Source organism: Caballeronia sp. LZ034LL (genome assembly GCF_031451215.1).
GTDB lineage: Bacteria > Pseudomonadota > Gammaproteobacteria > Burkholderiales > Burkholderiaceae > Caballeronia.
Genome location: NZ_JARUXR010000002.1, coordinates 126,950 through 144,121 on the forward strand (window position 1 = coordinate 126,950; position 17,172 = coordinate 144,121).

General features: G+C 65.0%; 15 protein-coding genes. 11 read left to right on the forward strand and 4 right to left on the reverse strand.

Annotated features, from left to right (window positions below):
* Positions 1–65: 65 nt before the first annotated feature.
* Positions 66–992, reverse strand: a complete 927-nt coding sequence (locus tag QCE83_RS14970) for a LysR family transcriptional regulator (RefSeq protein WP_309812085.1) — start codon at positions 990–992, stop codon at positions 66–68.
* Between the two features lie 140 nt (positions 993–1,132).
* Between QCE83_RS14970 and QCE83_RS14975 the strand changes: the two genes are divergently transcribed.
* From QCE83_RS14975 to QCE83_RS15025, 11 genes are all read left to right on the forward strand, one after another.
* Positions 1,133–2,503, forward strand: coding sequence for an acyclic terpene utilization AtuA family protein (locus QCE83_RS14975; RefSeq protein WP_309812086.1), 1,371 nt, complete (start codon positions 1,133–1,135; stop codon positions 2,501–2,503).
* Between the two features lies 1 nt (position 2,504).
* Positions 2,505–2,834: a DUF4387 domain-containing protein gene (locus tag QCE83_RS14980; protein ID WP_309812088.1), complete on the forward strand. Its 330-nt coding sequence runs from the start codon at positions 2,505–2,507 to the stop codon at positions 2,832–2,834.
* On the forward strand, positions 2,831–3,376 hold the full coding sequence (locus QCE83_RS14985; protein ID WP_309812091.1) for a flavin reductase family protein: 546 nt from the start codon (positions 2,831–2,833) through the stop codon (positions 3,374–3,376). Before QCE83_RS14980 ends, QCE83_RS14985 begins: the two co-directional genes overlap by 4 nt.
* Positions 3,377–3,385: 9 nt before the next feature.
* Positions 3,386–4,450, forward strand: coding sequence for an amidohydrolase family protein (locus tag QCE83_RS14990; RefSeq protein ID WP_309812095.1), 1,065 nt, complete (start codon positions 3,386–3,388; stop codon positions 4,448–4,450).
* 90 nt (positions 4,451–4,540) lie between these two features.
* Complete coding sequence (locus tag QCE83_RS14995; protein WP_309812097.1) at positions 4,541–5,836, forward strand: MFS transporter; 1,296 nt, start codon at positions 4,541–4,543, stop codon at positions 5,834–5,836.
* Positions 5,837–5,866: 30 nt separating this feature from the next.
* On the forward strand, positions 5,867–7,264 hold the full coding sequence (locus QCE83_RS15000) for an LLM class flavin-dependent oxidoreductase (protein ID WP_309812100.1): 1,398 nt from the start codon (positions 5,867–5,869) through the stop codon (positions 7,262–7,264).
* A gap of 324 nt (positions 7,265–7,588) precedes the next feature.
* Entirely contained in the window at positions 7,589–7,828 is a 240-nt protein-coding gene (locus QCE83_RS15005) for a DUF6723 family protein (protein WP_309812102.1), read from the forward strand.
* A gap of 170 nt (positions 7,829–7,998) precedes the next feature.
* Complete coding sequence (locus QCE83_RS15010) at positions 7,999–8,223, forward strand: hypothetical protein (RefSeq protein WP_309812105.1); 225 nt, start codon at positions 7,999–8,001, stop codon at positions 8,221–8,223.
* 82 nt (positions 8,224–8,305) lie between these two features.
* Positions 8,306–9,034 carry a recombinase family protein gene (locus QCE83_RS15015; RefSeq protein ID WP_309812107.1) on the forward strand — a complete coding sequence of 243 codons (729 nt, stop codon included), beginning with the start codon at positions 8,306–8,308 and terminating at the stop codon, positions 9,032–9,034.
* Between the two features lie 275 nt (positions 9,035–9,309).
* The gene (locus QCE83_RS15020) at positions 9,310–13,473 is read left to right on the forward strand and encodes a CheR family methyltransferase (RefSeq protein ID WP_309812110.1); all 4,164 of its coding nucleotides are present in this window, start codon (positions 9,310–9,312) and stop codon (positions 13,471–13,473) included.
* Positions 13,474–13,550: 77 nt separating this feature from the next.
* A complete protein-coding gene (locus QCE83_RS15025) occupies positions 13,551–14,573 on the forward strand; it encodes a chemotaxis protein CheB (protein ID WP_309812113.1) in 1,023 nt (340 codons plus the stop codon).
* On the opposite strand, the gene QCE83_RS15030 is transcribed toward QCE83_RS15025, so the two are convergent.
* The 3 genes from QCE83_RS15030 to QCE83_RS15040 all read right to left on the reverse strand — a co-directional run bounded on the left by QCE83_RS15030 (position 14,570) and on the right by QCE83_RS15040 (position 17,045).
* Entirely contained in the window at positions 14,570–14,869 is a 300-nt protein-coding gene (locus QCE83_RS15030; protein WP_309812115.1) for a hypothetical protein, read from the reverse strand. The genes QCE83_RS15025 and QCE83_RS15030 overlap by 4 nt on opposite strands.
* A gap of 137 nt (positions 14,870–15,006) precedes the next feature.
* Positions 15,007–15,873 carry a glucose 1-dehydrogenase gene (locus QCE83_RS15035; protein ID WP_309812118.1) on the reverse strand — a complete coding sequence of 289 codons (867 nt, stop codon included), beginning with the start codon at positions 15,871–15,873 and terminating at the stop codon, positions 15,007–15,009.
* A gap of 35 nt (positions 15,874–15,908) precedes the next feature.
* Positions 15,909–17,045, reverse strand: a complete 1,137-nt coding sequence (locus tag QCE83_RS15040) for a glutathione-independent formaldehyde dehydrogenase (RefSeq protein ID WP_309812121.1) — start codon at positions 17,043–17,045, stop codon at positions 15,909–15,911.
* Between the last annotated feature and the right edge of the window lie 127 nt (positions 17,046–17,172).

Consider the following 17,172-nt stretch of genomic DNA (forward strand, 5'->3'; position numbering starts at 1 on the left):
GGTCTCGGGGTGTCGGGGAATCGGCGGCGCACCAGCAAGCGCGCCGACAGTATGCCCCAGCTCGTTCAGGCGATCGAGCGCCACACGCCCGCGCGCACCAGCGCATCGGTCTCCTGGCGCACGATGCGATACAGCGCCTTCATGGCGAGCGTGGCTTCCTTCTTCGGCGAGAACGCCACCGAGAGCACGCCCGGCAACGTCGGCTCGATGATCGGCCGGGCCTTCAGCGTGCCCCGCTCGATACGGCCGCGCACAGCCGCATAAGGCGCGACCGAGAAGCCCAGGCCGGCCTCGACGAGCTCGAAGATCGCCATCATCGCGTCGATCTCGAAGGCAATGTTCAGCGTGAGCGAACGCGTGGTCGCGGCATCCTCGACGAGCGTGCGCAACCCATGCGGGCGCGCCGGCAGTATCCACGGCAGCTGCACGGCGTCGGCAAAGCGGATGGGCTCCATCGCGGGCTGGAGGATGCTCGCATCGGGCGGGCCGACGAGCAGCAGGTCGTCGGACAGCAGCGGCTCGATGCTGATCGTGCTGTGCGGCCCGATGTTGTACAGCACGCCGATATCCAGCTGGCCGCTCAGCAGCCATTCGAGCATGTAGCCCGACAAGCCCTCGCGCATGCGCAGGCGCACCTCGGGAAATTCGGCGCGGAAGCGCTTGACGAGCGGCACCAGCAGGAAGTCGCCGAGCATCGGCGGGATGCCCATCGTGACCGTGCCGCCCGGCACCGAACGCAGGGCCTGCATGTGGTTCACGGCCTCGTCGCTGCGTTCGAGGATGTCGTTCGCGCGCGCGAGAAACTTCTGCCCGGCCTCCGTGAGCGACATGCCATGGCCGTGCCGATACAGCAGCGGCGGCCCCAGTTCCTGTTCGAGCATCTGGATATGGCGCGTCAGCATCGACTGGCTGATGCCCAGAATCGCGGCCGCGCGCGAGACGCTGCCTTCGCGCGCCACCACCATGAAATACTTCAGCTGCTTCAACTCCACGTGCGGGTCTCCTCGTTCTCCTCGGTTGCCGGGCATTGTCGCCCGAAGCGAGCCGATATGCATAACAGGTATGCGAGCAGCCGCCGTTCCATCTGATTACGCTTGATTCCATCCAGAAGCACAACGGAGACACGCACACAATGGAAGAACTCAGGTTGCTCAGCAGTACGGCCATCCTCGGCTATGGCTTCGCGCAGAGCGCGTTCGAAGCAGGGCTTGCGCGCAATCCGCATCTCATCGGCGCGGACGGCGGCAGTTCGGATCCGGGGCCGTACTACCTCGCCTCGGGCGAGTCCTTCACGTCGCGCATGGCGACCAAGCGCGACATGCGCATCATGCTGGCCGCCGCCGTGCCGCGCGGCATTCCGGTGATCGTCAGCACCTGCGGCGGCGCCGGCGGCGATCCGCATCTCCAGATGATGGTCGATATCGTCAAGGAAATCGCCGCGGAAGAAAGTCTGTCATTCAAGCTCGCGGTGATCAATTCGGAATTGCCCAAGAACGTGCTGCTCGAACACGTCAACGCCGGCAAGACCCGGCCGCTCTACGGCCTGCCGGAACTGACGCCGGAACTCGTCGAACAGGCCGTGCGCGTGGTCGGCGCGATGGGTCCGGAGCCGTACATCACCGCCCTCGACGCCGGCGCGCAGGTGATCCTCTCGGGCCGCAGCACCGACCCGGCGCCGTGGGCCGCGATGGCGATCCGCGCGGGCTTCTCGCCGGCGCTCGGCTGGTACGCGGGCAAGATGCTCGAATGCGGCGCCGAACCGGCGTTGCCGAAGCGCGAAGGCTGTCTGCTTGCGACCATCCGCGAAGATCACGTCGAACTCGAACCGATGCACCCCGAGCAGGCCTGCACGCCGCGTTCGGTAGCGTACTTCGCGCTGCATGAGAACAGCAGCCCGATTCATCACCACGAGCCGGGCGGCATGCTCGACACCTCCGAATGTTCGTTCGAGGCCGTCACGGAGCGCGCGGTGCGCGTGTCCGGCATGCGCTGGAAGCCCGCGAAGTACACGGTGAAGCTCGAAGGCGTCGAGGCGCGCGGGCATCGCGTCATCTCGCTGTGCGCCACGCGCGACCCGGTGCTGCAAGCGCAGATGGACCGCTATCTGGCCCGCTCGCGCGAGATCGTCGATGAGAAGGCGACTGCTTTCGGCGCGCCGTCCGACACCTACACGCTCAACTTCCGCGTCTACGGCCAGAACGGCGTGATGGGCGAGCGCGAACCGCTGCCGCAGGCCGAGCGCCATGCGCACGAAACGGCGATCGTCGCGGAAGTGGTCGCGCAGGACCGCGATACCGCGAAGGCCGTGCTGGCGATTGCGCGCACCACGATCCTGCACTCGGAATTCCCGGGCCGGCTCTGCAAGGAAGGCAACATGGCGATCCCGTTCTCGCCGTCCGACCTCGATCTCGGTCAGGTCTACCGCTTTTCCGTGTGCCATCTGCTCGAACCGGAGAACGCGCTGTCGCTGTTCCCGATCCGTTACGAAACCATCGGAGCCTGACATGCCAGCCATCAAGGACTTTGCGAGCGTGTGCCGCAGCAAGAATGCAGGACCGTTCATGGTCACGCTCGACATCGTGTTCGAAACCGACGAGATCTTCGACCGCGTCGCCGCCACCGGCGTGCTCACGCCGCAACTCTTCGCGCGCCTGTATGGCGTGAAGCCGGAGCAGGTGCAGTTCACGCCGTATCGCGCCGCGCGCGCGTTCAAGGCGACGCTGCCGCGCCTGATCTCCTCGGGCGATATCGGCGACACCGACGTGTACGGCTCGCAGCAGCACGCGCCGATGCTCGATATCGACATCCCCATCAAGCTGGAGAACACGCAATGAGCGAAGCCGATCTCCAGACGCGGCCCGCCGCGTCGCCTGTCATCGAAGACACCTTGCAGGACGGCTTTCGCCAGGCCATGCGCCGGCTCGCGGGCGGCGTGGCGCTGGTGTCGACGGTGCATGAAGGCGTGCGCCACGGCATGACCGTCACCGCCGTCACCTCGCTGACGATGGACCCGCCCGCGCTGGTCGTCTCGGTGAACCGGCATGCATCCGCGTTCGATGCGCTCCTGCGCAGCGGCACCTTCTGCGTGAACCTGCTGACGCAGCAGCATGCGGACCTCGCGGTGGCCTTCTCGCGCAAGCCGGACGGCGACGCCCGCTTTGCCAACGGCGCATGGCGCATGAACGACCACAATCTGCCGTCGCTCGACGGCAGCATTGCGTCGATCACCTGCCGCGTGCACGACACCGTGGAGTTCGGCACGCACGCGATCCTGATCGGCGCGGTCGAGCATCTGGAGATCGAGTCGCAGCAGCCGATGGCGCCGCTCATCTATCTGAGCGGGCAATTCGGCGGCTTCTGGCCGCTTACGGCCTGAGGAGCGCGCATGTTCGACGCGAAATACGAACACGCCAACTTCCCGCGCGTGCGGCCCGAATGGCTCGCGCAGGTCGCCGAGCCGGCCGTGGAGCCGGAACTGCCGATCATCGATCCGCATCATCATCTGTGGGATGTCGAGAGCGCGTTCTATCACGCGCCGGAACTCGTCGCGGATGTGAACGCAGGGCATCGCGTGCTGGCCACGGTGTTCGTCGAGTGCAAGGCGCATTTCGACAACGACGCGCCCGCCGGTTTCGAGCCGGCCGGCGAGACGCGCTTCGCGGTCGCGCAGGCGCAGGCCGCCGCGCAGTTGCAGCATGGTCATGCCGGGCTGGTGAAGGGCATCGTCGCGTATGGCGATCCTTTCGTCGCGAATCCGCAAGGCGTGCTCGAAGCGCATCTCGAAGACGGACAGGGCCGCATGCGCGGCGTGCGGGTCCGCGCTGCATGGCATGCCGATCCGGCTTTCGCCGCGCCTCATGGCGGCGCCGATGAACACCTGATCGCCTCGCCCGAACTCGACCGCTACTGCGCGATCCTCGCGGAGATGGGCCTCGTGCTCGACCTGTGGGTCTATCACACGCAACTGGACCAGGCCGCGGAACTCGCGCGCCGTCATCCGCGCCTTGCCATCGTGCTGAATCATTGCGGCGGTCCGCTGGGCATCGGTCCTTACGCCGATCAGCGCGCCGCGGTGCGCGAGGAGTGGAGCCGCTCGCTCGGACGCGTGGCGGCGAACGATAACGTGGCCGTGAAGATCGGCGGACTGGCGATGCCGCGCACCGGCTTGTCTTTCGCCGATGCCGCGAAGCCCGCCAGTTGTGTCGAGCTGGTCGAACGCTGGACGCCCTATGTGCGCACCTGCATCGAGCTGTTTGGCGCGGACCGCGCGATGTTCGAGAGCAACTTCCCGGTCGACAAGGGCAGCTGCAACTACGTCTCCATGTGGAACGCGTTCAAGCTGCTGAGCGCCGGCTATCCGGACGCGGCGCGCCGCAAGCTGCTCGCGGGCACGGCGAATCGCGTATATGGGCTGCGGGTCGAGGCACTCATGGCGGAGGGCATCGCGTAAGCACAACGAGTCAGGCGCATCACCCATCCGCAAAAGGCACGAGACCGTCCGGCGCACGCCAGTGTGCGCACGGATTTCCGGAGGAGACATATGAAAAATCGCCGCATCTTTATCTACATCTTTCTGTTTTCGCTCACGAGCATCAACTACATCGACCGTGTGGCGCTTTCGGTCGCTGCGCAGCCCATCGCGCATGAGTTCGGCATCAGCCCGATCCAGATGGGCTTCCTCCTGTCCTCGTTCATCTGGACATACTTCGCGAGCCTGATCCTGTGGGGCCTCGCACTCGATCGCTGGGGCACGCGGTACGTCAACGCCATCGGCATGGCGGTGTTCTCGGTGGCCACCGTCGCGACCGGCTTCGCGTGGAGCTATGCGTCGATCCTCGTCACGCGTCTCGTGATGGGCGCCGGCGAAGCCTCGTCGTATCCGGCGGGCGGCAAGGTGATCCGCGAATGGATGCCGGCGCGCGAACGCGGCATCGCGGCGGCCGTGCTCAACAGCGGCTCGTATGCAGGCCCGGCCATCGGCGCATTGGTGGTCGCCTTCGCGGTGCAGATGTTCGGCTGGCGCACGGGCTTCATCCTGGTCGGCAGCTCGGGCGCGATCTGGCTCGTCTGCTGGCTCAAGTGGTTCCGCAAGCCGGAGCTCGCCACCTTCCTCAGCGAGGAAGAGCGCGCGCACATCCTGCGCGAGCGCAACGGCGGCATGCCCGACACGCCCACCGGCCCGACGCTCTCCATCCCCGACCTGCTCAAGTCCGTGAGCGTCTGGGGCCTGCTCATCACGCAAGGCTTCGGCTCCTACGCGCAGTTCCTGTTTCTCACTTGGCTGCCGAGCTACTTGCAGACCGAGCGTCATCTCGACATCGTCAAGAGCGGCTATTTCACGGCGCTGCCGTATGCGCTCTCGGTGCTGCTCGCGCTCGGCATCGGCAAGCTGAGCGACCGCCTGCTGCCCGTCGATGCCATCAACAAGGGCGGACGCCGCACCATGGTGGCGGCCTCGATGCTGCTCACCTCCGTCGTGCTAGTCACGCCGTTCGTCGATGACGTGTGGCTCATGGTCGCCGTCTTCACGCTCTCGCTGACCGGCGCGCAGGCCGCGCTGGCGATGAACATCGCGCTGATCGGCGACCTGCTGCCGTCGTCGGCGGAAGTGGGGCGCGGCACGGGCCTGCTGATCACCGGCGGCGCATCGTTCGCGATGATCGCGCCGATCGCCACGGGCTATGTGGTCGCCATCACGCACAGCTACAACAACGCGTTCTACATCGCGGGGGCGCTCGCCCTGGCCGGTGCGCTCGTCAGCCTCTTCATGACGCGCAAGCCGATTCGCCACCACGACAGCGTGGCGGAGATGAGCGAAGTCTCGGCCCGCGCCTGAACCCCTTTCACGATTCACGAGGAACCTGACATGACCCAGAAGCAAATGACCCTGATCGGCTTTCTGCAGGCGCAGAACTGCTCGACCTATCCCGGTTCGTGGCGCCACAGCGCGGCGATGCAGGACTTCACGACGCCCGAGTACTACCAGCGCATCGCGCGCACGCTGGAAGAAGGCAAGTTCCACCTGGCCTTCTTCGACGACCGCCTCGCGATGCCCGACATCTACGGCAACGATCACACGCAGACTGTGGAAAACGGCGTGCGCGCCGTGAAGATGGACCTGGTCTCGATCCTCACCGCGATGGGCATGGCGACCTCGAAGCTCGGCCTCGGCGCGACCTATTCGACGACCTACTACGAGCCGTTCCACATCGCGCGTACGTTCGGCACGCTCGACCTGATGACCAAGGGCCGCGCCGCGTGGAACGTGGTGACGTCGCTGAACGATTCGGAAGCGGCGAACTTCGGGCAGGACTCGCACCTCGAGCACGACCTGCGCTATGACCGCGCCGACGAGTTCGTGGAAACGGTGATGGGCCACTGGGACACGTGGGAAAGCGATGCGCTGATCCTCGACAAGGAAAGCGGCCGCTTTGCGGATCCGTCGAAGGTGCATCGTCTCGATCACCAGGGCAAGTTCTTCAAGTCGCGTGGTCCGTTCACGGTGCCGCGTTCGCAACAGGGTCATCCGGTGCTGATCCAGGCGGGGCAGAGCGGCCGTGGCCGTCAGTTCGCGTCGCGCTGGGCCGACCTGATCTTCGTCGTCTATCCGAAGCTCGAAGTGGCGAAGAAGCAGTACGCGGAGATGAAGCAGGCGCTCGCCGATGCAGGCCGCAACCCCGACGACGTGAAGATCTCGACAGCGTGCTACACGATCGTCGCGGAATCGGACGAGATCGCGCAGAAGGAACGCGAATACATCGACGCGCTCGCCAAGCCGATCGACTCGCTCGCGCTGCTGTGCGAAGTGCTCAACACGGACTTTTCGAAGCGCGGCTACGACGACCCGTTCAGCGATGCCGAAATGGCCGCGATCTCCGGCTGGACCGGGTTCCGCGATCGTGTGGTGACGCTTTCGGGCAAGAAGAATCCGTCAGTGCGGGACTTCGTGGACTTTTCGAAGCGCGCGCGCATCGACGAGTTCCCGGTGTTTTGCGGCACGCCGAAGACGGTTGCGGACCAGATGGAACAATGGTTCACCGAAGGCGCCGTGGATGGTTTCGTGATCGCGCCGACGCACGTGCCCGGCGCGTACGAGGACTTCGTGCGCATGGTGGTGCCGGAGCTGCAGCGTCGCGGCCTGTTCCGCAAGGACTACACGGGCGGCACGCTGCGCGAGAACCTCGGCTTGCCGATCCCGGAGTCGGGCGACTGGCGCAAGACGGCGTATCCGCGCGAGGAGCAGTCGAAGGTCAAGGTTGCCTGAAGCCCGCTGACGCCGACTTACGGGCATGCGCGGCGCGCATGCCCGCTTTGGCTTGTCTTGTCCGTCCCTCTTGAAGCGCATGACTATCAACGGCTCATCGCGCTTGTCAATCCGCCTGGCGTTTTCGAACGCCGGCGTCTGCGCAAACCATCGCGTCGTGGCAAAGCGTGTGCCGCACGCTCGCCTCTTAAGCACGGATTAAGTACGCCGCGCGCGATGCTCGCTTGAACCACAATAAGATCATCGACATCTTTCGACGGTGATCCAGTGACTCAACCGAGCGGCAGACGCCCCAAGCTGGTCTTGTTTCCGGCAGGTAACGTGATGCCTACGCCGGGGACCAGTGCGGACGACTTCCAGATCTACGCCTCCTATCGGGGCAGCGCCGCGGCCGGCTTCTTCGGCACGCTCAAGGTCGTCCGCAAGACGGATGGCCGCCTGCTGTTCCCGTTCGAAGGCGCGGATACCATCGGCCCCTTCGCAACGAAGGCCGATGCGGTCGCCGCCGCTCTCGCGCGTGGCGATGCCCTCGTCAACGCGGATCTCGCCCGCCCCGAACTGTGACGCCTGAAAGGCATGCCGTATAGGACCTGATCCGGACGCTCGACGCTGCTGGTTTTCCCGGATCGCAAACGTTTCACCATGCACGACAATCAGCGCTCAGCCTTCGGCAGTCACGCTGCCAACCAAGAAGGGCGACGAGAGAGAGCAGGTCAACGAGAGCGGAGGGCCAAATGAACCAGACTCGGATTGGATACCGTGGCTTTGTCATCACGCCCATGGCGGCCTTCGACGGCGGCCTGTACGCAGCGATGACGATCATCTGTGATGACCGCGGGCAACAACGCGCCAGCGGCGTGCTCGGTCATTTCACCTCGGCAGAAGAGGCAAGCGCATTCGCGCTGCTTGCCGGACGGGACGAGGTGGACCGCCGCCTGTGGCATCCCGCCGCAGCCTGACGTCCGGACCTCCTGCCGGCGCGTCTTACCATATTGCCACGTTCAAAACTCGTACGGATCGGGCGCAATACGCACGTTGATCGTGCTTTTCGTACTGCCATACTGGATAGGTTGGCGCCTTCCGGCTCGATTACGCGCCATCACCCGACTGGAGAAGGTTAAGCCCATGGCATTCGTTGTTTATGTTTTCGAGGAGAGCAGAGGCATCCCGACGCACGAGCGCGACCTGTTCGAGATCGATGCGGCAGGTTATTTCGTCGACATGAGCGCGGTCTTCGTGGAATGCTGCAGTTGCACGACGCCGACGTCTTCACGTCCCGCGTTCCAGCGGGCGCTGCGTCGCCTCCAGACAGGCGATACGCTGGTGACGACCCAACTCCTCGGTCTGGGCAACAGCGTAACGGATGTGCTCGCGAGCGTCGAACTGCTCGGACGGCGCGGCATCGCCGCCGTATGTCTCGCGTATGGCAAGGAGAATCTGTGTTCCGCCGAGGGCCAACGCTTCATCGACGCGCTCCGGCTCGCCGAGGAGCTGGAGCGCGTGACGCGCCGCAGCCGCGCGCGCGAAGCGGCGAACGCGGCGAAGGAACGCGGCGTCGCGCAGGGACGGCCCAGTTCGCTCACGCCGGCCCAGCAGCAACAGGCGATTGAGTCCCTGGAGGCAGGTCGGACGGTGACGGAGATCGCCCGCGCGCTCAACACGTCGCGCCAGACCATCATGCGCTTGCGCAACGCTCATCGGCAGGCGCCGGACGTCCCGCAGCAAGAAAGCGCCGTGCCTCAGCCACTTGCTGCCAATGACTCGAAATAACAGGATGCTTTCCCTGGCCTGTCCCAGGCGTTCGGAAGGCGCCGTTCCCTCGCGAAGCCGGCGATTTCGCGCCTGCGCAATCAAACAGCCTGAAAAGGGTATGTTGCGTACACTACAATCCAGTTCCGGGCGATGGCGGCGACGCTTCGCCGGCCCGTCGTCCGCGAGCGGATGACGCACGACGTCCACCCAGCGGACCGCATGAACCACAACGACACGACACGAACAAGCATGGGTGACCCATCAGTACAGATTCGGGCGGAGGGCCTGAGCACATGACGAGCAGCCGTTCCCAGGCGCCGGCTTCCGCGAATATCGAGCCCTTGCCGTTTGCCGTGGTCGGCATGGGCGCATCCGCGGGTGGCATCGAGGCGCTGCTCAATTTCTTCGACAACGCGCCCGCTGAAATGGACATGGCGTTTGTCGTCATCGTGCATCTGCCGGCGGATCACATGAGTGTCGCCGACGAGGTGCTGCAGCGCGTAACGAACATGCCGGTCAGGCAGGTGACCGGGCCGACCACAATCGAGAAGAACCACATCTATATCAATGCGCCCGGGCAGCATGTGGAGATGACCGGGACTTCGCTGCGCTCGGTGGACCGCGCCGAAAAGGACGCCCCGCCCACGACGATCGATCATTTTTTCGCCACGCTGGCGTCCGAGCACGGCACGCGTTCGGTAGGCATCGTGCTGTCGGGCGCGGGGTCGGACGGCGCCGCGGGGCTTTCGCGCATCAAGGAGAGCGGCGGCATGACCGTCGCGCAAAAGCCGGAAGACGCGCATTTCGCCGAGATGCCGCAGCATGCCATCTCGACGCGCCAGGTCGACTTCATCCTGCCCGCGGCCGAGATGCCGGAAAAGCTGCTCGACCTCTGGACCAACGCGAAGAAGATTCATCTGCCCGCCGTGGAGGGCGTGGAGCTTGCCGAGAAGGAGACTTCGCCGGTAGTCGGCGGCGCCGAGCGCGCGCTCTCCGACGTGCTCATGCAACTGCGCGTGCGCACCGGCCACGATTTCCGCCACTACAAGCGCGCCACCATCCTGCGCCGCATCGAGCGGCGCATGCAGGTGAACGGTCTGCGCGATATCAGCGAATATCGCGAGCATCTGCGTGCCAACCCGGACGAGACCACCGCGCTGCTGGCGGACATGCTGATCGGCGTGACGCAGTTCTTCCGCGATCGCGATGCCTTCGACGCGCTGCGGCGCGATGTCATGCCGCATCTGCTGGACGCCAACAAAAGCGAAGCGCAGATCCGCGTCTGGGTGCCGGGCTGCTCGACGGGCGAAGAAGCCTATTCGCTCGCCATCATGCTGGCGCAGGCGCGCGAGATCGCGGGCTTCGAAGCGACCTACCAGATCTTCGCAACCGACATCGACGAACCCGCCATCGCGCAGGCGCGCTCCGGTTCGTACCTGGGCTCCATTGCGAGCGACGTGCCCAACGATCTCCTGCGGCGCTACTTCAAGCAGGAAGGCGGGCGCTATCAGATCGTGAAGTCGGTGCGCGAACGCATTCTGTTCGCCGCGCACAGCCTGCTGCGCGATCCGCCGTTCTCGCACCTCGACCTGATCTCGTGCCGCAATGTCCTGATCTATCTGGACCGCGCGGTGCAGCGCCAGGTGCTCGAACTGTTTCACTTCGCGTTGCGCGCGGGCGGTTATCTGTTTCTCGGCACGGCCGAATCCGCCGATACCGCGGACGACCTCTTCACCATCGTGGACAAGAAAAGCCGCATCTACCGCGCGCGCACGGTGCTCAACCGGGTGAAGCCGCCGGTCGCGTTCCCGTCGCTCGGACCCGGCAACGTCATGCCGCGCGAGGATCTCTCGGTCGTGGCAACGCAATCGAACCTGAGCACCGGACCGGAAACGCCCGAGCGCCGCAGCTTCTCGTTCGCCGCGCTGCACCAGCGGGTGCTGGAGGAATACGCGCCGCCGAGCGTGGTCGTGGATCGCGATTCGAACATCGTGCATCTCTCCACAACGGCCGGGCGCTTCCTGCGGCACGGCGGCGGCGAGCTGTCCTCGAACATCATGGCGCTCGTGCTGCCCGAGCTCCGGCTCGATCTGCGCACGACGCTGTTTCGCGCGCACCAGACCGGCGGCAGTGTCGAGGCGCGGCGCGTCAAGCTGTTGCAGGAAGGGCGTACCGTGTGGGTCAACATGACCGTTCGACCGTTCCATGACACGGGCGTGAACGCAGACTTTTTTCTCGTGCTGTTCGACGAAGTGCAGGAGCATATGGCGGACGAAGGCTTGCCGGAAGAGCGCGGCCAGGATCCGCTGCTGATGCAGCTGGAGCGCGAACTGCAGCACACGCGCGAACAGCTTGCGACGACCATCGAGCAGCACGAGACGACGGTCGAGGAACTGAAAGCCTCGAACGAGGAATTGCAGGCGATCAACGAGGAACTGCGCTCCGCGACCGAAGAACTCGAAAGCAGCAAGGAGGAGCTGCAATCGGTGAACGAGGAGCTGACCACGGTCAATGCGGAACTGCAGGCGCGCGTGGAAGACACGGCGAAGGCCAACGACGATTTGCAGAACATCATCGCCTCCACCGAGATCGCCACGGTGTTCGTCGACAAGCAGATCCGCGTGAAACGCTTCACCACGAGCGCGACGCGCGTGTTCAAGCTGATCGACGTGGACATTGGCCGCTCGCTGTTCGACATCACGCATTCGCTGCGCTACTCGTCCCTCGCCGACGACGTCAAGCAGGCCTTCGAAACCCTCAAGCTGATCGAGCGCGAGGTGGAAAGCTCGGACGGCAAGTGGTATCTGATGCGCCTGCTGCCGTACCGCACGGCGGATGACCGCATCGACGGCGCGGTGCTGACCCTGATCGACATCACGGCGCGGCATCTGGCCGAGGAATCGGCGCGCATCGGCGAGCAGCGCCTGCGGCTGGTCGCGCAGTCCACCAACGACTACGCGATCATCCTGCAGGACCCGAACGGCGTGATCGTCACGTGGAACGCGGGGGCCGAGCGCATCTTCGGCTTCACGGAGCGGGAAGTTGTGGGCAAGAACATCGCGCTGATCTACGATCCGGTCGACCGCAAGGCGCACATTCCGGCGCGCGAACGCGAGGTGTCCGCACGCGAAGGCCGCGCCGACGACGACCGCTGGCACATCACGCGCGACGAGCGCCGGGTGTATTGCAGCGGCGTGGTGACGCCGATCTCGGACCCGTCGTTCACGGGCTTCGCGAAGATCGTGCGCGACCTCACCGAGCGCAAGTTGCGCGAGGACGCGAACCGCGAGGCGCTTGCGCACGAACACGCCGAGCGCAAGAAAGAAACGCTCGCGAACCAGCTGAAGGACGACTTCATCGCGGTGCTGTCGCACGAACTCAAGCATCCGCTCAACCTGATCGGCATGAAGGCGGAGATCCTGCCGCGCCTGCCCGAGACGCGCGGCATCGAAGTGGTGCGCGAGGCAGCGGATTCCATCAAGCGTGCGGTACGCGGCCAGGCGCAGATCATCGACGATCTGCTGGACCTGTCGCGGGTGCGCACCGGCAAGCTGGCGTTGTCCATCGCGCCGCTGGATGTCGCTGCTGTGCTGGCGCGCATCGCCGAGGCCACGGAGAGCGAAACAGCGCAGCGCGGTATCCGCCTGAACCTGAGCACGCCGGGCGAGCCGGTCTATGCCTTCGCCGACGCCGTGCGCAGCGAACAGATCTTCTGGAACCTGGTGTCGAATGCACTGAAGTTCACCGATAGCGGCGGTTCCATCGACATTCGCGTCGCGCGTGAAAGCGGCATGGTGCGCGTGGACGTCGTCGATACGGGACAAGGCATCGATTCGTCGGCGCTCCCGCATATCTTCGAGATGTACCGGCAGGGCGGACGCAACCCGACGTCGAGCGGACTGGGCATTGGTCTCTCGCTCGCGAAGCAGTTGATCGAGATGCACGGCGGGCGCATCGAGGCGCTTTCCGACGGCGTCGGACACGGCACCACGCTGACCGTATGGCTGCCGGGCGCGGCGCATCAGGACTCGGCGCCGGAGCAGCATGAAGACAGTGCGGGGCCGGTGGCAGGCGCGCGCATCCTGCTGGTCGACAACGACGTTGAGGCGACCGCTTCGTTCGCGGCGCTGCTCGAACTGGAGCAGGCCGCCGTCCAGACCGTCACGAGCGGCGAGCAGGCGCTGGAGCAGCTTCGCGCGGGCAAGGTGGACGTGCTGATCTCGGACATCCACCTGCCGGGCATCGACGGCTACGAACTGATCCGAAGGGTTCGCAGCGATCCCACGCTGACGGGTCTGAAGGCAATCGCGGTGACCGCGATGGGTCGCGAGGATGACCGTCGCGCCGCGCGTGAAGCGGGCTTTGACGCGCATCTGGGTAAGCCCGTCGATCTTGCGGACCTGCTGCACACGCTGAACACGTTGCTCGCGCGCTCGCTGAAGGGAGAGCGTCCGTAACGCATGCCGCTTTCCTCTGACGCTTGAAGGCGGCGGTCCGGTCCGCGGATTGCTGCCTCATGTAGCAAGGAGGGCATATGGCAGAACGGGACATCGTGGTCATCGGCGCTTCGCGGGGCGGGTTTCAGGGACTCAAGGTGCTGATCAGCCAGTTGCCCGCCGACCTGCCGGCAGCGCTGTTCATCGTGCTCCATATCGGGCGTCATGCCAGCGTGCTACCTGAATTGATGACGACGTGGGGGCGCATGCCCGCGCGGTACGCCATCCACGGTGGGGTCATCGAGCGCGGCACCGTTCACGTCGCGCCGCCGGACCGTCACCTGGTGTTGTCGGACGGGCGCATGTGGCTCAACGACGGCGCCAAGGAAAACTTTGCGCGGCCCGCCGCCGATCCCCTGTTCCGCAGTGCCGCGATGGAATATGGCCCGCGTGTGATCGGCGTGGTAATGAGCGGCGATCTCGATGACGGCGCGGCCGGACTCGCCAACATTCGTGCGCAGCACGGCTTCGCGATAGTGCAGGATCCGGACGATTGCGAGGCGGCCAGCATGCCGCGCGCCGCCCTGAGCTCCTGCGGCGCCGACATGCTGTGCACGGAGCAGGAACTCTCGGCGTGCATCCAGCAGGCTGTTAAAGAAGGCGCATCGGGCAGGACCTCGAGGAATGCACAGATGAACAATCCAGTGTACGAAAAGGAGGCGCAAATCGCTGCGAAAGGCTTGGCCAATCCCGAAACACTCGACGAAGTAGGCGAACGCTCGGCGCTGACCTGCCCCGACTGCGGCGGCGCGCTGTGGCGCATACGGGACGACTATCCGTTGCGTTACCGTTGCCATACCGGACACGCGTTCACCGGCTTGTCACTGGAAGAGGGGATTACCTCGCGTTCGGAAGAAGCCGTGTGGTCGGCGATTCGCGCCGTGCACGAGCGCGTCATCTTTGCAAAGGAGCGGCAGCGCTGGGCCGAGCGCGCGGGCGATCAGGACCAGATTGCCATCGAGCAAGCGCGTATCGATGAGGCCGAACGGCTGGCAGACTTGCTGCATTCGGCCATGCAGGCCGCCTCCTCTACGCCGGCTTCGCCTGCTGATCCTGCTTAAGGGACTGGATGTCCGTCGCAGTGCGCGGACGTTGATGCAGCGTGGCGACGGGCGGCGAAGCGCCGCAGCGGCGTCATTGCGCCACGATACTGTCCGGCTGCAATACGTTCGCGCATGCGGGCAGTCACCAGCGAATTGATTCCCGACGAACGTGCGGGGCGTGCGCGGCGGCTGCGCCGTGCGCGCTGCCCCAGCGAAGCGCACACGTCGTGTGCGAAGCGTTGCAGCGCTTCCGCCGAGCCGCTGACGCTCGTGTATTCCTGAAGCCCGATCCTGCCTTCGAGCAGAATCGTCATTCCTGATTCCTGGGCCATCTTCAAGACATCGGATTGCATGGTGTGCCGAGCGCTCACGCTCGCTCCTTCAAGTCGTAGGCCCCGCGCCAGTGCGCGGAGCGTGTCACATCCTTTTAAAAGCAATCGCAGTGCCGCTGTCAGATGATCGGCTTGCCGCCCGTCACCGCGATGGTCGCGCCCGAGATATAGCTTGCATCGTCTTCGGCGAGCATGACGTAGGCAGCGGCGAGTTCAGCAGGCTGGCCCGGGCGCTTCATCGGCGTCTGCTTGCCGAAGTTCTCGACGCTCGATGGCGGCATGGTCGAAGGGATCAACGGTGTCCAGATCGGCCCCGGCGCCACGCAGTTGGCGCGAATGCCGCGCTCGGCCAGCAATTGCGCGAGGCCGCCCGTGAAGTTCTGGATCGCGCCCTTGGTGCTCGCGTAGGCGATCAGCCCGGGATTGGGCGAATCGGCGTTGATCGACGTGGTGTTGACGATGGCGCTGCCCGGCTTCATGTGCGCGAGCGCTGCCTTCGTGATGCGGAACATTGCGCCGATGTTGGTCGAATAGGTCTTGTCCCATTCGTCGTCGCTGATGTCTTCCAGCTTGTCATACGTGGCCTGATACGCGGCGTTGTTCACCAGCACGTCGATCCGGCCGAACGTCTCCGCCGTCTTCGCGACGAGTTGTTTGCAATGCTCGCGGTCCGTGATGTCGCCGGGCAGCAGCAGCGCGCGCCGGCCTGCATCCTTGACGAGGCGCGCGGTTTCCTCGGCGTCCGCGTGTTCGTTCAGATACGCGATGGCGACATCGGCGCCTTCACGCGCATACGCGATCGCCACCGCGCGGCCGATGCCGCTGTCCGCGCCGGTAATCAGCGCGATCTTCCCGGAAAGCCGGCCGCTGCCCTTGTAGCTCGATTCACCGTGATCCGGTTGCGGGTTCATCGGAGCGGTGTGTCCGGGACGGCTTTCCTGCTGCTGTTGAGGCATCGGCGGACGGGGATAGTCTTTGTCGGTCATGTCTGTTTCCTTGATGGGTAGAGTGTTCGAGAGTTTCAGGCGGCGGTCTTCAGGACGACCTTGGTCCAGCCCTCACGGCGTTCGTCGAAGTTGCGATAGCCTTCGGGCGCCTGTTCGAGCGGCAGTTCATGCGAAATGATCTGCGACGGCTTCAGCTTGTCTGCTTCGATCAGGTCGCGCAGCTTGCGGTTGTAGGCCTTGACGTTGGCTTGGCCCGTCGCGATGCGCTGGCCCTTCATCCAGAACGAACCGAAGTCGAACGCGAGCTGGCCCTTCTTCATCAACGCGTCGGGCGAACCCGGGTCTTCCGCGACGAACACGCCCACCACGCCGATGCTGCCCGTCGCGCGCACCGACTTCACGAGGTTGTTCATCGTGAGATTCGGCACTTCATGACCTTGACAGGTGCACTGATAACCGACGCACTCGCAACCGCGATCGGCCCCTTCGCCACCCGTGAGTTCGAGCACGCGGTCCACGCCGCCGCCGTCGCTGTCGTCGATCGGAATGGCGCCGAGACGCTCCGCGAGTTTCAGGCGGTCCGGATGCGAATCGACCACCATGACCTTCGACGCCCCCTTGAGATTCGCTGACATCGCGGCCATCAGCCCCACCGGACCGGCGCCGTAAATGACGACGCTGTCGCCTGCTTCGACGCCCGCGAGCACGGTCGCGTGATAGCCGGTCGGGAGGATGTCGGAGAGCATGACGTAGTCGTTCTCCTTCTCCACGGCATCGGGCGGCAGCAGCAGGCAATTGAAGTCCGCGAACGGCACGCGCAGGTATTCGGCCTGACCGCCGCTATACGGGCCCATGCCGGCGAAGCCATAAGCCGCGCCGGCCATGCCGGGATTGGCCGTGAGACAGAAACCGGTCAGGCCCTTCTCGCAGTTCTTGCAGAAGCCGCAGCCGATGTTGAACGGCAGGCACACCCGGTCGCCCACCTTCACGCGCGTGACGCCCGGACCGGCTTCGACGATCACGCCCAGATTTTCATGACCGAGAATGCGGCCGGTTTCCATATTGGTCCGGCCTTCGTACATGTGCAGATCGGAGCCGCAGATGTTGGTGGTGGTGATCTTGACGATCACGTCGTTCGGCTGTTCGATGCGTGCGTCGGGCATGTCCTTGACGACGACCTGTCGCGGTCCTTCATAGACGAGGGCTTTCATTCACGGCTCCAATGTTGAGGTTCGCTAGACACTTCGCTTGCGCGGTGATGACATGCGAACAGCATTGGGTGTTCCAGCGTGCGTGGAACAGCCGCGAACGGGTAGTATGGACGACCGCGCCGATAGC

Bases quoted from the DNA above. Each gene is read 5' to 3' on its own strand.
- QCE83_RS14975 (WP_309812086.1), top strand. From the start codon at position 1,133: ATGGAAGAACTCAGGTTGCTCAGCAGTACGGCCATCCTCGGCTATGGC.
- QCE83_RS14980 (WP_309812088.1), top strand. From the start codon at position 2,505: ATGCCAGCCATCAAGGACTTTGCGAGCGTGTGCCGCAGCAAGAATGCA.
- QCE83_RS14985 (WP_309812091.1), top strand. From the start codon at position 2,831: ATGAGCGAAGCCGATCTCCAGACGCGGCCCGCCGCGTCGCCTGTCATC.
- QCE83_RS14990 (WP_309812095.1), top strand. From the start codon at position 3,386: ATGTTCGACGCGAAATACGAACACGCCAACTTCCCGCGCGTGCGGCCC.
- QCE83_RS14995 (WP_309812097.1), top strand. From the start codon at position 4,541: ATGAAAAATCGCCGCATCTTTATCTACATCTTTCTGTTTTCGCTCACG.
- QCE83_RS15000 (WP_309812100.1), top strand. From the start codon at position 5,867: ATGACCCAGAAGCAAATGACCCTGATCGGCTTTCTGCAGGCGCAGAAC.
- QCE83_RS15005 (WP_309812102.1), top strand. From the start codon at position 7,589: ATGCCTACGCCGGGGACCAGTGCGGACGACTTCCAGATCTACGCCTCC.
- QCE83_RS15010 (WP_309812105.1), top strand. From the start codon at position 7,999: ATGAACCAGACTCGGATTGGATACCGTGGCTTTGTCATCACGCCCATG.
- QCE83_RS15020 (WP_309812110.1), top strand. From the start codon at position 9,310: ATGACGAGCAGCCGTTCCCAGGCGCCGGCTTCCGCGAATATCGAGCCC.
- QCE83_RS15025 (WP_309812113.1), top strand. From the start codon at position 13,551: ATGGCAGAACGGGACATCGTGGTCATCGGCGCTTCGCGGGGCGGGTTT.
- QCE83_RS15030 (WP_309812115.1), bottom strand. From the start codon at position 14,869: ATGACGATTCTGCTCGAAGGCAGGATCGGGCTTCAGGAATACACGAGC.
- QCE83_RS15035 (WP_309812118.1), bottom strand. From the start codon at position 15,873: ATGACCGACAAAGACTATCCCCGTCCGCCGATGCCTCAACAGCAGCAG.
- QCE83_RS15040 (WP_309812121.1), bottom strand. From the start codon at position 17,045: ATGAAAGCCCTCGTCTATGAAGGACCGCGACAGGTCGTCGTCAAGGAC.